Here is a 15,669-nt window from a genome sequence, read left to right as displayed (position 1 = left end):
AAAGCCTCAAATAGGAGTTATCCGAGGCTTTATTCTGTTCATTATGGTTTTAGATTGATTTTTATCTGATTTGTTAAATGTTTGTGAGTTATATTTTTTCAGTATTATTCTTTAAATTTCCTTCTCATTCAGAAGCAACTTATACTGTGTCCAGCTCAATTACGAACGCAGTGTATTCGCAAATGGATTTTATATTATGAAGACAGGTGTTCAGCTTTAGATATCAGAAAGCAATTTTCTGATCAGAGTAATCTGTCCCAAATGGTAATAAGCATGCTCAATCATCCCGTCTATATTTCTTCGGTAGGTTCCGTATTTTTCATCTACGAAAACCTCATCTATTTTATCATCGGGTATCTGCTCCACCAATAATGCAAATCTTTCCGAATCCGTCCACAATTTATTCAACAGTTCTTCCCATTGCTCCTGAGATTCAATAGGGGTAAGATCAAAACTGAACTGGTCTTTTATTTCGAGTTCACCCCCTTCAAGAACATTCTTAACTCCTGCTATATAATAATGGATATGAAAGGTGAGCATTGCTATCGTATTTAAAGAACCTACTCTTGTGACCGCCTGTTCCCAGCTAACATCAGAAAGCTGGTTTTTATAATTGGTATTGGCAATCCAGAGACCATCCAGCAGGACTTCCCTGAATCTTTTAGCTAATTGTGAAGCTGAGCTCATGATTTTGATATTTTGATTTTCCTAAAGATAAGCAATTAAAGAATTGTTTCTAACTCTATGATTAGGCAGATTATGCAGATTTTTCCTGAATATTTCTTCTGGATCTATATATTAACCCTGTAATTATTTAGATCTGAAAACAAAAAACCTCAAATGCAAAAACATCTGAGGTTAATTTTTATAATTTTAATTACAATTATTTTTTAGCCGAAACTTCTTTCTTTCCGCTTTGTAAAATCTTTTCAAGGATTCTTAAAGTAATCAGATAGGTTGGCTTTACTCCTGTAAGGCCCAAACCTCCTGAAGATAGTGTACTTCCTGTTTCCAAAGGATTATCTGAAGCATAATAAGCATACATTACAAACAGATCCGGTGAAATATGGTGTCTGATCTTGGAAGCTACCTGAATGGCTTTCTGATAATGTGCTCCTTCCATTTCAAGACCAATTGCTTTCCATGAAGTATTCATAAAATAGGAAAGAATATCCCTGTTCTGAAGTGATGTTCCTAAAACCGTGATCATCGGGCCTTCAAAAGCTTTCAGTTCATCATCTATAAAATCATCAAGCTTCAGGGCGTTTTCAAAAGGATAGTTATCTGCTGTACCTTCAAAAATGTGGGACGTAGGAATCATAATATCTCCTTTTCCTCCGGCAAGAATTCCCGCTTTACCCATAATGGAAACAGACTTTACTTTCATCATGTAAACTTCTCCTTTGTGCTCGTAAGGCCTCAGCAACTCATCCATTACTTCATAAGCCTGCTCACCAAAGGCGTAGTCAAAGACCATTACCACATCATCTCCTCCGAATTTAAGATCTCCGAACGGTGTGTTTTTAAGATCTGTTTTGCTTAGGTCAATGATCTGAACATCAATATTACTTCCGCTCTTATCATTAATATAAATCATTCCTTCCTCCAAGGCATATTTGGAAACCTTGTCACGAAGTTCTTTTTTATCGGAAATATCACCGTACAGTTTATAATCTACCTCTTTGGTCTGTTTTTTCTTTAATGCATCATTGGCATACAGCATATTTTTCACAGAGTGCATATTGGCAGAAATAATATGCAGCGGTCGCATGTGAAGGTTGTTTTCAAACAAAACGTCTTTTACTGTATTGGCCCATTTTTCACCAAAATAATGATGCCCTACTCTTTCCTTTAATATAGCGCTGAAGTGAATTTCTCTTTCTCTGGTCTGTTTAGCATCTTCTAGACTTACTTTACCTAAGTTGTAGATGATTTTAAACAGACGGTCAGGATTCTGATCATCCCCGAACGTATTATAAGCGTTTAATGTTTCGTCAAAAGTTCTTCCTATTAAAGAAGAAAGGTGGATAAGGGCCACTTCTTTTTCTTTTCTGCTGAACTTCTTTTCGCCCTTCACCACTTCTTCAATAATTTTGAAGGCGCGTGTAGGCTTCCAGTTTTCATCCTTGATGAAAGCCAGGTTACGGATTTTATCAGCTTCTATAAATAAGAAGGTAAGGTGGGTAAGAATGTCATAAATTTCGGAACGGCCCAAAAGAACCTCAATATTCATCTGGTGTTCGTCTATCCTATAACAGTTTCTTCTTCTTTTTTTAGGTACAATTGGTTCGAAACTTCCTTTATCAAACCCTTCATCCGATGTAAGATGAATAAAAGCACATTCTTCAATCCCTTCAGGAAGCCTGTCTAAAACATACATCAAACCATCAAGCTCCAGCTTATTGGGGATATTCATCGTACCGTAAATCTCTGGATTGATTGTTTTCAGCAAGCTTCTGATGCTCTCTCCCGAAACACCTCCCGGTTTGAAAAACCCTCTATAAAATAAGTGTCTCATAGAGATATATAATCTTTCAATAGCCTCTGTTGTTTCTCTTGCTCTAGAATTTGTCATAAAATAAATTTCACACAAATATACAAAATCTCCGCTCAACTTATTTTAACTATCTTTTAATAAGTTGTTTAAAACGTACTGACAGAAAGACATATTTGAAATATGATATCTTCTTCTTATATTTATATTCGGACAGATGTACTGTAGCAACTCATTAACTTCATGAAAAACATAATCACTAAAATTCCTCTTTTCTGGAAGATATGGCTCAGTCATATTTTTATATATTATCCCATAAGAGCGGTATTCTTTCTGTTCGAGTTTGAAGAAAAGCCCGATTTCTTTCATATAGCAAAAGTAATATTGTTTGCTTTCTTTCCCGGGATCTATGGAATGTTTGAAAGGTTTCCGTTGATGATTGTCATTCAAATGGCAGTTATGCTCATCATAACGGAAATCATTTCCCGGAAAAAAGTTGCAGCCTATTTAATTACCATTATCATAACCAATATGATACTATACACTTCCGGTACTTATGACACTCATTGTTTAAAGGACTTTATCTGTTCATTTCTCATTTTTCTGATCATATTCCTTTTTATTTTCAGAAAAGATCTTAAAAATTGAATAATGCTCCTATCTTCATACTGATATAATAACAATATATCATTCACACCCTATCAAAAACACCACTATTACGCAAAAATTAAATAAAATTTCAAAACACCCCTTATTTTTTTAGGGTAAAAACATTTTCAATTCATTTTTTTTGTAAATTTGCCCTACAAAATTAACCTTATTATGTCAACTTTAAGATTCAAAGCGTTAGAAACCCTTCCATTTAAGGACTTCAGAAGAGACAACTCGGTTGAGGTTCCGGTGAAACTGTCAGAATTATTCTGCCAGAATGTTTTCTCAGAAGAAACTATGAGAGAATATCTGACAAAGGAAGCATTCCAGTCTATTATGGATGCTGTAAAGAAAGGAACTAAGATCCAGAGACATATTGCAGACCAGGTAGCTGTAGCAATGAAAGACTGGGCGATGAGCAAAGGAGTAACCCACTATACTCACTGGTTTCAGCCTTTGACAGGAACGACTGCTGAAAAGCACGATTCTTTCTTCACCCCGATTGAAGGAGGCAGAGCGATTGAAAGATTCAGCGGTAACTTACTGATTCAGCAGGAACCGGATGCTTCTTCTTTTCCGAACGGAGGAATCAGAAATACTTTCGAGGCAAGAGGTTATACCGCATGGGATCCTACTTCTCCTGCATTCATCATGGGAACAACCCTTTGTATTCCTTCGATCTTCATTTCTTATACTGGGGAAACTCTGGATTATAAAGCCCCTCTTTTAAGAGCTTTGAATGCTGTAGATGAAGCTGCAACCAGCGTTATGCAGTATTTTGACAAAAACGTAACGAAGGTAACTCCTACTTTAGGCTGGGAGCAGGAATATTTCTTAGTTGACTCTGCATTATACCAATCACGTCCTGACCTTGTGATCACAGGGAAAACATTATTAGGACACTCTCCAGCAAAAGGACAGCAGCTGGATGACCACTACTTCGGTTCTATTCCTACAAGGGTAATGAACTTTATGAAAGAACTGGAAATTGAGTGTATGAAACTGGGAATTCCGGTAACTACGAGACATAATGAAGTAGCACCCAACCAGTTTGAGCTGGCTCCGATGTTTGAAGAAGTTAACGTTGCAGTAGATCACAACTCTTTATTGATGGACATCATGGCAAGAGTAGCACACAAGCACCATTTCCACATTCTGTTTCACGAAAAACCATTCGCAGGAGTAAACGGAAGCGGAAAGCACAACAACTGGTCTTTAGCGACAGATACTGGAGAAAATCTTTTAAGCCCGGGAAAAAATCCTAAGAAAAACTTACAGTTCCTTACCTTCTTCGTGAATACCATTAAGGCTGTATATGAATACGCTGATCTTTTAAGAGCCAGCATTGCATCAGCAAGTAACGACCACAGACTTGGAGCTAATGAAGCACCTCCTGCAATCATTTCCGTATTTATCGGAAGCCAGCTGTTCAGCGTGTTGGAAGAACTTGAAAAAGTAACCAACGGAAAACTGAGCCCGGAAGAAAAAACAGAATTAAAATTAAACGTTGTAGGAAAAATTCCTGAGATCCTTCTTGATAATACAGACCGAAACAGAACTTCTCCTTTTGCGTTTACAGGAAATAAATTTGAGATCAGAGCGGTAGGTTCTTCTGCCAACTGTGCAGAATCTATGACGGTAATGAATACCATCGCAGCCAAGCAACTGAATGACTTCAAAAAAGAGGTGGATGCTCTTATTGAAACAGGCCTTAAGAAAGATGAAGCAATCTTCAACGTATTAAGAGAATACATCAAGCAATGTAAAAACATTATGTTTGAAGGAGACGGATATTCTGACGACTGGGCTAAAGAAGCAAAAAAGAGAGGCCTGAACAACTTAAAAACCACTCCTGAAGCTCTTAAGCAGGAAATGAACAAAAAGTTCCTTGATCTTTATGAAGAAGTTGGTGTGTTCACGCACAGAGAAGTTGAAGCCAGAAACGAGATCAAATTAGAAAAATATTCCACGGTAATTGATATTGAAGCAAGGGTATTAAGTGATATCGCAAGAAACCACATTATTCCTTCTGCTTTAAATTATCAGAACCGATTAATTGAGAACGTTAAAGGATTAAAAGAGATTTTCGGAGACAAGGAATTCAAATCACTGGCAAAAGAACAGATGAGTTTAATTACAAGCATTTCTGAAAATGTTGCTAAAATTAAATTAGGGGTTGAAGACCTTATTAAAGCGAGAGAAACAGCGAAAGCCGTATCAGATAGTCAGAAGCAGGCAGAAGATTACTGCAACAAAGTAAAACCATTATTCGATGCGATCAGAGACGCTTCTGATGATCTTGAAATGATGGTAGATGATGAACTTTGGCCAATGACTAAATATAGAGAAATGTTATTTACAAAATAACATCTGTAAAGTTCCATATTAGTTTTAAATCCTCGGTTTTCCGGGGATTTTTTTTGTTTTGTTAACATCCTGAAAAATTGGAGTTTAAATTCACAAACCATGATTTATAGAAGAAAATCGATAGCGTTTGTTAAAGAATCTTAATAAAAAAAACCGCAGACTTACCAAAAACAGGCGGTTGCGGTTTGTTTTTCTTTAACATACTTAAATAATATGTTAAATAGTGTTAAAATAAGATCCTGACAATTATCATATCAGGGGTCTTTTGCTCGGAATCTCTACTTTTGTAATGCTTTTGAAAATAAATATTCCTTTTAACACAGATAATCAAATATATATGAAGAAAAGAGTTTTGTTTTATTTAGTTGCTTTAGTTTCTACAGTTTCATTACAGTCTTGCGCTACAAATTATGTAGTTTCACAACCAGCAACTTACACTAAAGAATACAAAACAGATGCCAAACTAGCTTCTATTGACAACAAGAAAATGGAGCAGGATAAGCAGAGACTCATCGATTCTTTCCTTGCTGAAAAAGCGGCATCTATCGCCAACGCGAAAAAGGCTATTAAAAATTCTGAGATTGCAAAAGCAGTCAAATACAATAAAACTATCGACAACATTCTTACAGAAGCTGAAACTTACCTTGGAACTCCTTACAGATACGGAGGAATGACCAGAAAAGGTATAGATTGTTCAGCTTTCGTTCTTTCTGTATTCGGAGCTGCGGCAGGATTAAGCTTACCAAGAGTAGCTGCTTCCCAGGCTCAGGAAGGTGAAAGAATTGAAAAAGAAAACCTTCAGAAAGGAGATCTTATTTTCTTCTCACACGGAAGAAGAATCTCTCACGTAGGTATTGTAGAAAGTGTTACTGAAGAGGGCGAGGTGAAATTTATTCACGCTGCCACTTCAAAAGGAGTGATGGTTTCGTCACTGAATGATTCTTATTGGGGACCTAAATACAGATTCGCAAAAAGAGTAATCAATGAAAACGGAGATGCTTACAATAATTTAGCATCTGCCACTCCAGCAGCCACTGCAAGTTTTTAATTTTAAATAATTGATTTAAATAATGAAGCCGTCAGAAAATCCTGACGGTTTTTTTATTGTGTCTTGCTGAATAATTACAATGTCTGTATTGAGGTTTCGGCTAAAGCCAGATGAATGTATCTTTATGAATGAATGGAGTAAAGCCCATTTCTATTGAATTGAATGCTTAATCCAATTTCCAGACTGTTAATTGCCCTTATCGATTTCAATATCCAGCTTATACAGCAGACCATATACTTCAGACAAAGAGAATTTAGCTTTTTTAAGCCTATTTACGACAGGATCTATAGAATAATTGAACGATGACCGCAAATCGGCTTTTTCAAGGTTAGAATGATCGAAAACGGCTCCGGAAAGATCACATCCTTTCAAAACAGAATTTGAAAGATCACAATCTGTGAAATCTACTTCAATTAATTTTGAATTTTTAAAAAGTGTCTTTTTTATAGAAGTTCCGTAAAACACAGAGTTATTCAGCATACAATCTTCAAACCTGAAGAAAAGGCCAAATACGTTGCATTCACTGAACTGAAGACCCAGCATTTTACATTCTTTAAAATAAACATTTCGGAAAGCGGTATGGGCCAGCTTTACCATACTGAGATTACAGCCCAAAAATTCACAATCCGTGAACGTAAAACCGGAGAGATCTGTATATTCAAAATTGCAGTTGCTGAAAGTACAGTTTTCATACTCTCCTTTTTCCAATGGAGACTGGACAAGGTCTGTATTCTCGAAGTTTTGGTCAACTGCATATATATCTTTCATAAGTAAACAGGAATTATATTGAGAATAATCTTCCTCAAAATTTAAATATGGATTGTTGTAATTTCTATTGAATAAAAAACTTATTGCTAAACAAGACTATTTTTGTCTGAATAGTTCAGCTTAAAGAAAATAAAAGTCATCATAGAGAAAGCCAGCAAAGAACTTCCTCCGTAACTGAAATACGGGAGCGGAATTCCTACGGTAGGGAAAAGCCCCATAACCATCCCTAAATTGATTGAAAAGTGCATCAGCAGAATCGAGGCAAAACAATAGCCGAATACCCTGTTAAAAGTGGATTTCTGGCGCTCTGCAAGATAGTAGATCCGTCCGATGTAGACCATATAACATAAAACCAGCACAGCACTTCCTATAAACCCCCATTCTTCTCCAACGGTACAGAAAATATAATCGGTCTCCTGTTCCGGAACGAATTTCCCCTGTGTTACAGATCCTTCGCGGTATCCTTTTCCGGTCAGTCCTCCAGATCCGATTGCTGTTTTTGAATATAATAAGTTATACCCTGAAGTATCCCGGAATGCTTTTTCTCCTTTATAAAGCACTTCAATTCTTTCTCTCTGGTGCTTAGGAAGCTTTTCCAGAATATAAGGCGATCCAAAAGCTAGTCCGCAAAGCAGAAGAATAGATCCCGAAATACCTGAAATAGAAATCACATCCCATGACATTCTATGGTAGTTCATGGCGATTAAAACTCCGGCAATAATCAATATCGTAATAACGACATACAGAGGAGGAATGGCCAGGGAAACAAGAAATACTCCTGCGAAAATAAATCCAACCCCAAACAGCATTCCGCTAAGTCCTTCTCTGTATAAAGCAATAAAAAAGGCTATAAATACAAGCATGGAACCTACATCAGGAATAGCAAGCACCACAGCCGCAGGAATTCCTATAACAGCAAGTGCTGTCCAAAGGGATTTTTTATTTTTAAGATTAAAGTCTGGTCCGGAAACATAGTTCGCCAGCATCAGAGCGGTTCCTATTTTTGCAAATTCTACAGGCTGCATGGTAAAGCTTCCGAACTTATACCAGTTCTTCTGTCCCAAGATCTCTTTTCCAAAAGGAAACAAACCAATCAGCAGCAGAACCCCGCCTATATAGATTATTCCTGCCATATTTTCGAAGAACTTACTTCTTCCTACAAATATCACAAGCCCTACAAACAAAGAAATACAAAAGAATACAAGCTGCTTTTCTCCCAGCTTCTGATCAACACTGTAAATATTGGCAATAGCAAAAATGCAAAGCAGGAAATACAGTCCGAGACCTAATTTATCTATTCCTTCTGCCCACTTCATTGCTTTATAGGTTTTTTGTTATTTTTAGTTTCTTCGTCTATCTTTTTCTGAAGTTTGGCTTTTTGCTGCTTCACCCGCTCCAGACTATCTTTTATTCTTTTTTGCTTGATTGAATCAGGTTTAGGATCAACATATAAACCTTTACGTTTTAAATCTGCAATCCATTGCCTTTTATACTCAGGCATGAAACTCGAGGTAATCATCTTTTTATACAGATTCTCTCTTTTCAAGTCACCTGTAATATATTTTTCAGCAATTACCGTACAAGCCGGCCCGGCCCACGTAGCTCCAAATCCGGCATGCTCCATTACTGCCACTACAACAATTTTAGGTTTATCAGCCGGGGCAATCAATACAAAAATAGAATTATCTTTTCCTTGCGGAACCTGAGCTGTACCTGTTTTAGCTAATTGTGTAAAGTCGTTGGATTTCAACCCTCTTGCCGTTCCTCTCAGAACTACCGCTTCCATACCTTTCAGAACCGGTTCGAAGTGTTTTTCATCAACCAGGGTTTTATGTTTAACCTTAAATCTTGGATCAGGATTTGGTTTTCCATCAATTGCTTTTACAATATGAGGGGTATAATACCATCCTTTGTTAGCAATAGCTGCTACATAATTGGCCAGCTGAATTGGGGTTACCAAAACATCTCCCTGCCCCATCCCGTTATAAATAGCACCGGTTGACATTTCATCCCAGTTTTTAAAATCAGTTCTCTGGGAACCACTTGCCTTCATGATGGCTTTAAACCTTTTCTCATAAAAGTCTCCTGAAGGGATTCTTCCTTTTGCACCCACGGCAAAATCATTATTCAAGAATTCACCAACTCCAAAACTGCTCATGATCTTTTTCCATTCATCAACACCTTTTGACGGATTTCCCGGATATTTTTTGATGATTGCAATAAACGCATAAGTGAAGAAACAGTTACTGGAAACCTGAATTGAAGGAATCAGCGGATCTGCTCCACCATGACCTTTAATTCTTTTACCTTTATAGAAAAATCCGCCTCCACAAGGAAAAATAGTCTTTTCATCCATAACTCCCATCTGCATTGCCGCCAGGGCAGTCAACAATTTGAACGTTGATCCCGGAGGGTATCCGGCCTGTAAAGAACGGTCAAAAGTAGGTTTGTTTTCGTAAAGAGTATCTTTTGATAGGGCATATAAATTTTTTGACTTATAGGGCCCTGTGAAAAGGTTCGGATCAATATCCGGTCCGGTTGCTGCAACCAATACTTCTCCATTATTAGGATCTAAAGCTACAATTGCACCGTGTTTGTTGACCAACATTTCTTCAGCTGTTCTCTGAAGATCATAATCAATGGTTAACGTAATATCTTTACCTGTAATTACATCTTTATCTAAAGATCCGTTTTTATAAGAACCAATATTTCGGAGCTTGATATCTTTTTGGATATATTTCACCCCTTTTACTCCACGAAGTTCTTTTTCATAAGATTTTTCAACTCCTGTTTTTCCGATGAAATCTCCCGGTAAATAGTATACAGAATCTTTTTTTATTTCACGTTCATTCACCTCACTGGTATACCCCAGAAGGTTTCCGGAAGTAGAAACTTCATACTGACGCTGAGGTCTCGAAACAATGCTGAATGCCGGATATTTGAAAATGATTTCCTGTACTCTTGCAATATCTTCCCTGCTGAGGTTTTTGATAAACGTCATAGGGGTCAGCTTTGAATAATATTTTTCTTTTTTAATAAGATTGATTCTGTTGATAAAGTCATTTTTAGAAATCTGCATAAGCCCACAGAAACCCAAGGTATCAAAATCAGGCTTCATCAGGGCCTGGGTAAATGAAATTTCATAGGCAGGCTGATTTCCTACCAGGATCTTTCCGTTCCTGTCAAAAATAACCCCTCTCTGCGGGATTACATATTCTGTCTTAATGGAAGTATTAGCTGCATTCAGAGCATACCGGTCTGTAAACAGCTGTAAATAGGCAAGCCTCGCTACAAAAATAAGAGCGATAACAACGAGAATGGAAAAGATTTTTAAATAACGTGTGTTCAAACTTTTTGTTTGATTTTAAATATTAATGCATAAATAACGATAAATATAAAGGAAATTATACTTGTTATCACAACATTAAGTAATATTTCAAAAAACCTGCTAAACTTAAAAAATTCAATATACTGCACTACAAGCTGATGCAGGAAGATACTGGAAAACAGAAACAGCAAAAATTGCGCCCATTGAAGGGACTGAAAAGAAAAAAAGTCTGTAGATGTATCTGTAGAAGTTCTGAAGATTAATGTTCTGAAATACGCAATAAGTGTTGTTGCAAAAGCATTGATTCCCCATGTGTTGAGGAACCCATCTACAGAAAGCCCTATTAAAAAGCTTAGCGCTAAAAACTGAAATTTATTTCTGAAAAAGGGATAAAACATTACAAATACAGGATATAATACCGGAGTATATTTCCCAAAAATAGTAATCCTGTTCAATACAAAAATCTGTAATGCAACAAGAAAAATCATGATCAATATATCGGTAAATAAAGTCCTGCTAATCATTTTCCTTTTTTATTACAGCCTGCATCGTGTCCTGAATTTTCTGCACTTCAGCTTTTTTCAGGTTTTTCACGACATACACTTTATTCAACGCTCCCATTTTTTCACTCAGCTCTACTGAGATATCCCAGAAGCCTGTTTTATTGTCTACTGAATATCCGGCAATAGTTCCTATCGTTACCCCTTTTGGAAAAATAGCAGATTTTCCATCTGTAACAACGGTGTCTCCTATTTTTAAAGCAACATATTTAGGAATATCTGCAAGGTGCATCACTCTGGAATTATCTCCATTCCACGTTAATGTTCCAAAATATCCGGAATTTTTAAGGGCAGCATTAATTCTGATTGTATTGACACTTAATACAGACTGAACCAATGCATAACTGTCTGTAGAATTGATCACAATCCCCGCGATACCCCTAGGAGCCATTACCCCCATTTGAGGAAAAACCCCGTCTCTACGGCCACGATTAATTGTAAAATAGTTATTTCTTCTGTTGATACTGTTGAAAACAATTTCACCATCAACAAAAGTATAGATCTGTCCACCACCTAAAGTATCATGAACTTTTCTGAACATGGGATTCTTTGCTCCTTCCTTACCGTAAAGTTCGGTCATCAGAGCTTTATTCTGTGCTACAAGATCCTCATTGGTCTGTTTCAGCTTCAGATAAGAAACCCCTTCATCAATATAACCGGAAACCCAGGAATTCAGCGCAGCCGTTTGGCCCGCAATCCAGGATCTCTGCATGGCGTTTTTAGAGAATATCAAAATGAGAGCAATAATTTGCAGAAATATAAAGAAGACAAAAAGAGCGTTCTTCGAAAATAATCTCAGCAAAAATCCCATTCAGATATAAAGTCGTAAAAAGTTAAAATTATTTAATTAAGAAATTGAATTTATCCATATTCTTAAGGGCGATACCGGTTCCGCGTACTACAGCTCTCAACGGATCTTCTGCTACAAAAACAGGAAGACCGGTCTTTTTGTGTAATCTGTCTGCAAGACCTCTCAATAATGCACCTCCACCAGCAAGATAAATACCTGTTTTATAGATATCAGCTGCCAGTTCCGGCGGTGTAAGGGAAAGTGTTTCCATTACGGCATCTTCAATTCTGATGATGGATTTATCCAATGCACGTGCAATTTCTTTGTATCCCACCATGATCTCTTTTGGCTTACCTGTGATAAGATCTCTTCCCTGTACCGGAATATCTTCAATATCCACATCAAGATCTTCAACCGCAGAACCTACTTCAATTTTGATTCTTTCTGCTGTTCTTTCTCCGATGTAAAGGTTATGGTGAGTTCTTAAATAATAAGCAATATCGTTGGTAAATACATCTCCTGCAATTTTCACAGATTTATCACATACAATACCTCCTAAAGCCACTACAGCAATCTCGGTAGTACCTCCACCTATATCGATGATCATATTTCCTTCAGGCTTCTGAACATCAATTCCTACTCCTATTGCAGCAGCCATTGGTTCATAAATTAGCCTTACTTCTTTTGCATTTACTTTCTGTGCCGAGTCTCTTACGGCTCTTTTTTCAACTTCAGTAATACCAGAAGGAATACAGATCACAATTCTTAGTGCCGGCTGAATGAATTTACCTTTAATTCCAGGAATTTTTTTGATAAATTCTTTGATCATATGCTCCGAAGCATGGAAATCTGCAATAACTCCATCCTTTAGCGGACGAATAGTCTTAATATCTTCGTGAGTTTTACCCTGCATATGTTTAGCCTGCTCCCCGACAGCAATCGGTCTACCCGTAGAACGTTCAATTGCGACAATTGACGGCTGATCTATAACAATTTTATTATTATGGATGATAAGGGTATTGGCAGTACCAAGGTCTATCGCAATTTCTTGCGTAAACATATCGAATAAACTCATATTTTTCTTCTGATTTTAAGTTTACAAAGATATAAATTTAACACTACTAAAGAAATTTAACGAGCATATAATTTGGTTAAAGTTTTATTAAAATTTACAATCATTTATTAACTTTTGCCCTAATCATTTACAGAGCCTGATTTAAACTAAAATTCATGGAAAGAGGGAGGAAAGGCAAAATCACGGAAAAATTCGCAAATCTGTTCATTTGCTAGGGGCGATAAATTGTTTTTTCAGCTTTCTTCTATTCTATCAATTTAATAAAAAGCACCAATAATCGGATGTAGTCAAATAGTTTTTTACGATAATTATCATATACATTATCAGAGGACGGTTAATGAAAAAAAACGTAAATTTGCGACTGCTTATGTTACAGTATTCCAACATCCATCAAACATCGAATTTTGCAGTGCTTTCCATCAGCTACGAGAAGGCTGATGTAGAAACCAGAGGCAAGTTTGCATTCTTTGATGAGAATATTAAAAACTTCGTTACCCGAATCCACAATGAGGATCTTGGTGATGCTTTTGTGGTTTCTACCTGTAACAGAACCGAAATCTACACCACTTCGCCCAATTATCTTCTGGTGGCAGAGGAATACTGCAAAACTATCGGAGTACATCTAACCGATTTTCTTCAGTTTGCCAATATTCTCACCAAAGAAGAAGCACTGATCCATCTGTTCAGAGTAGCCGCAGGACTGGAAAGCCAGATTATTGGAGATTTTGAGATTATCGGGCAGATAAAAAAAGCATACAGCCGTTTTAAGAAAGAAAGGCAGAATTCAAACCCTTATCTGGAAAGAGCAATCAATGCTGCGATCCAGATTTCGAAAAGAATTAAAAATGAAACAGGCATTTCCAACGGAGCTGCTTCTGTTTCTTATGCCGCTGTTCATTACATCCTGAACAGTCAGAAAAGGATTACTGAAAAAAATATTCTTCTTCTGGGTGTGGGAGAAATTGGTCAGAATACTGTTGAAAACCTGGTAAAACATGTTTATCAGCCGAAAATAAAGATCGCTAACCGAACTCAGGAGAAGGCTGAAAAGATTTCTCAGAAATATAATATTCCTCATGTTGATTATTCTGATTTTGACAAGGAGCTTAGAAATACGGATATCCTGATTGTAGCAACGGGAGCCAAACACCCCATCGTTAACAAGTCTCATTTTCCCAACGGAAAGGAAACCCTGGTAATAGATCTTTCCATCCCGCATAACGTGGAAAAAAATATTATCGAAAATGAAAACGTAACGCTGATTGATGTGGATGAACTTTCCAAACAGATTCAGGAAACGATTCAGCAACGGGAAAAAGAGATCCCAAAAGCAGAGAAGATCATCAAAGAACTGATGAAAGACTTTATTGAATGGGAGAAAAAAAGAAAACTGGCTCCGAATATTCACCACTTCAAAGCCGTTCTGAAAAACATGGAACGCAATGAAATGCATAATTTTTATAAAAAAAATAAATACATAAACATCACGGACATGGAGCTTTCTGATAAGATGATACAGAAAATCACCAACCGTTTTGCAAAATATATTATAGACAACCCTTTAAAAGCCGAAGAAATTAGTAAATTAATGCACGAAATATTAGTTGAACAACCAAACAACGAATTCAATGAAAAGCATTAGAATCGGAACAAGGAATTCCGCACTTGCACTTTGGCAGGCCAGGGAGGTTGCGAGGCACCTTCAAAATAATAATTATTTAACGGAAATTGTTCCTATCGTATCTTCAGGCGATAAGAACTTAAACCAGCCGCTGTATTCTTTGGGAATTACAGGAGTTTTTACGAGAGATCTTGATGTTGCATTATTAAATGACGAGATCGATATTGCCGTACATTCTCTGAAAGACGTCCCTACACAGCTGCCTCAAAATATTGAGCTGATTGCTTATCTGGAAAGAGATTATCCACAGGATGTTCTTATTCGTAAGGAATCAGCACGAAACAAAGAGTTTCACGAACTTAAACTGGCAACAAGCAGCCTGAGAAGAAGAGCATTCTGGCTCAGAAATTATCCAAATGCTGAGTTTTCAGATATCCGTGGGAATATTCAAACCCGTCTTCAGAAACTGGAGGAAGGTGATTTTGATGCTACCATCTTATCTTTAGCCGGAATCAAAAGGATGAAAATGGACATTGATTATGAAATGCTTCCACTGATGATCCCAGCTCCGTCACAGGGCGTAATTGCAGTGGCCGGACACTCTGACAAAAAAGAAATCAACGAAATCTTAAGGCAGATTAATCATAAATCCACCCAGATTTGTGTAGAAATGGAACGAAATTTCCTGAGCACACTGGAAGGAGGTTGTACTGCCCCTATTGGCGCTTTTGCAGAAATCATCGAAAATCAGATTCGCTTTAAAGCAGCATTATGTTCACTGGACGGAAAGAACTGTATTGCTACTGATGAGAATTTCGAGTACAATGAAACAGAAAACTTTGGAGAAAAGTTCGCAAAAGCTGTTCTTGAGAACGGAGGAAAAGAATTAATGGCGGAAATCAAAAGCCAGATCTAGACTGATTTTACATCATTAATTTCAGTCTTTATTACTTTCTTATCTTTACCT

General features: G+C 37.0%; 13 protein-coding genes. 5 read left to right on the top strand and 8 right to left on the bottom strand.

Annotated features, from left to right (window positions below):
* Nucleotides 1–216: 216 nt before the first annotated feature.
* Nucleotides 217–687 (bottom strand): DinB family protein, encoded by a 471-nt coding sequence (locus tag FW768_RS16275; RefSeq protein ID WP_153397202.1) that lies wholly within the window; start codon nucleotides 685–687, stop codon nucleotides 217–219.
* 196 nt (nucleotides 688–883) lie between these two features.
* Nucleotides 884–2,575, bottom strand: a complete 1,692-nt coding sequence (locus FW768_RS16270; RefSeq protein ID WP_153397200.1) for a DUF6909 family protein — start codon at nucleotides 2,573–2,575, stop codon at nucleotides 884–886.
* Between the two features lie 162 nt (nucleotides 2,576–2,737).
* Here FW768_RS16270 and FW768_RS16265 point away from each other — a divergent pair, with 162 nt between their 5' ends.
* From FW768_RS16265 to FW768_RS16255, 3 genes are all read left to right on the top strand, one after another.
* A complete protein-coding gene (locus FW768_RS16265; RefSeq protein ID WP_153397198.1) occupies nucleotides 2,738–3,142 on the top strand; it encodes a hypothetical protein in 405 nt (134 codons plus the stop codon).
* A 174-nt stretch (nucleotides 3,143–3,316) separates the two neighbouring features.
* On the top strand, nucleotides 3,317–5,512 hold the full coding sequence (locus FW768_RS16260) for a glutamine synthetase III family protein (protein WP_153397197.1): 2,196 nt from the start codon (nucleotides 3,317–3,319) through the stop codon (nucleotides 5,510–5,512).
* A 337-nt stretch (nucleotides 5,513–5,849) separates the two neighbouring features.
* Nucleotides 5,850–6,560 (top strand): C40 family peptidase, encoded by a 711-nt coding sequence (locus FW768_RS16255; RefSeq protein WP_153397196.1) that lies wholly within the window; start codon nucleotides 5,850–5,852, stop codon nucleotides 6,558–6,560.
* Nucleotides 6,561–6,746: 186 nt separating this feature from the next.
* Here the strand turns inward: FW768_RS16255 and FW768_RS16250 are convergent, their stop codons facing one another.
* The 6 genes from FW768_RS16250 to FW768_RS16225 form a co-directional block, all read right to left on the bottom strand.
* A complete protein-coding gene (locus FW768_RS16250) occupies nucleotides 6,747–7,328 on the bottom strand; it encodes a pentapeptide repeat-containing protein (RefSeq protein ID WP_153397194.1) in 582 nt (193 codons plus the stop codon).
* A gap of 86 nt (nucleotides 7,329–7,414) precedes the next feature.
* A complete protein-coding gene (rodA, locus tag FW768_RS16245) occupies nucleotides 7,415–8,644 on the bottom strand; it encodes a rod shape-determining protein RodA (protein WP_153397192.1) in 1,230 nt (409 codons plus the stop codon).
* On the bottom strand, nucleotides 8,641–10,677 hold the full coding sequence (locus tag FW768_RS16240; protein WP_153397190.1) for a peptidoglycan D,D-transpeptidase FtsI family protein: 2,037 nt from the start codon (nucleotides 10,675–10,677) through the stop codon (nucleotides 8,641–8,643). Before FW768_RS16240 ends, rodA begins: the two co-directional genes overlap by 4 nt.
* The gene (locus FW768_RS23730; RefSeq protein WP_153397188.1) at nucleotides 10,674–11,180 is read right to left on the bottom strand and encodes a rod shape-determining protein MreD; all 507 of its coding nucleotides are present in this window, start codon (nucleotides 11,178–11,180) and stop codon (nucleotides 10,674–10,676) included. Before FW768_RS23730 ends, FW768_RS16240 begins: the two co-directional genes overlap by 4 nt.
* A complete protein-coding gene (mreC, locus tag FW768_RS16230) occupies nucleotides 11,173–12,027 on the bottom strand; it encodes a rod shape-determining protein MreC (protein ID WP_153397186.1) in 855 nt (284 codons plus the stop codon). Before mreC ends, FW768_RS23730 begins: the two co-directional genes overlap by 8 nt.
* Nucleotides 12,028–12,055: 28 nt before the next feature.
* Entirely contained in the window at nucleotides 12,056–13,081 is a 1,026-nt protein-coding gene (locus tag FW768_RS16225; protein WP_027381028.1) for a rod shape-determining protein, read from the bottom strand.
* 367 nt (nucleotides 13,082–13,448) lie between these two features.
* On the opposite strand from FW768_RS16225, the gene hemA reads away from it, so the two are divergent.
* Together hemA and hemC are read left to right on the top strand one after the other, a co-directional pair.
* Nucleotides 13,449–14,723: a glutamyl-tRNA reductase gene (gene hemA, locus FW768_RS16220; RefSeq protein WP_153397184.1), complete on the top strand. Its 1,275-nt coding sequence runs from the start codon at nucleotides 13,449–13,451 to the stop codon at nucleotides 14,721–14,723.
* Nucleotides 14,710–15,618 (top strand): hydroxymethylbilane synthase, encoded by a 909-nt coding sequence (gene hemC / locus FW768_RS16215; protein WP_153397182.1) that lies wholly within the window; start codon nucleotides 14,710–14,712, stop codon nucleotides 15,616–15,618. Before hemA ends, hemC begins: the two co-directional genes overlap by 14 nt.
* Nucleotides 15,619–15,669: the final 51 nt, after the last annotated feature.

The organism is Chryseobacterium vaccae (genome assembly GCF_009602705.1).
Lineage (GTDB): Bacteria > Bacteroidota > Bacteroidia > Flavobacteriales > Weeksellaceae > Chryseobacterium > Chryseobacterium vaccae.
The sequence above is the reverse complement of the archived record's forward strand: the minus strand, read 5'-3'. Positions and strand labels throughout refer to the sequence as shown.

Bases quoted from the DNA above. Each gene is read 5' to 3' on its own strand.
- FW768_RS16275 (WP_153397202.1), bottom strand. From the start codon at position 687: ATGAGCTCAGCTTCACAATTAGCTAAAAGATTCAGGGAAGTCCTGCTG.
- FW768_RS16270 (WP_153397200.1), bottom strand. From the start codon at position 2,575: ATGACAAATTCTAGAGCAAGAGAAACAACAGAGGCTATTGAAAGATTA.
- FW768_RS16265 (WP_153397198.1), top strand. From the start codon at position 2,738: ATGAAAAACATAATCACTAAAATTCCTCTTTTCTGGAAGATATGGCTC.
- FW768_RS16260 (WP_153397197.1), top strand. From the start codon at position 3,317: ATGTCAACTTTAAGATTCAAAGCGTTAGAAACCCTTCCATTTAAGGAC.
- FW768_RS16255 (WP_153397196.1), top strand. From the start codon at position 5,850: ATGAAGAAAAGAGTTTTGTTTTATTTAGTTGCTTTAGTTTCTACAGTT.
- FW768_RS16250 (WP_153397194.1), bottom strand. From the start codon at position 7,328: ATGAAAGATATATATGCAGTTGACCAAAACTTCGAGAATACAGACCTT.
- rodA (WP_153397192.1), bottom strand. From the start codon at position 8,644: ATGAAGTGGGCAGAAGGAATAGATAAATTAGGTCTCGGACTGTATTTC.
- FW768_RS23730 (WP_153397188.1), bottom strand. From the start codon at position 11,180: ATGATTAGCAGGACTTTATTTACCGATATATTGATCATGATTTTTCTT.
- mreC (WP_153397186.1), bottom strand. From the start codon at position 12,027: ATGGGATTTTTGCTGAGATTATTTTCGAAGAACGCTCTTTTTGTCTTC.
- FW768_RS16225 (WP_027381028.1), bottom strand. From the start codon at position 13,081: ATGAGTTTATTCGATATGTTTACGCAAGAAATTGCGATAGACCTTGGT.
- hemA (WP_153397184.1), top strand. From the start codon at position 13,449: ATGTTACAGTATTCCAACATCCATCAAACATCGAATTTTGCAGTGCTT.
- hemC (WP_153397182.1), top strand. From the start codon at position 14,710: ATGAAAAGCATTAGAATCGGAACAAGGAATTCCGCACTTGCACTTTGG.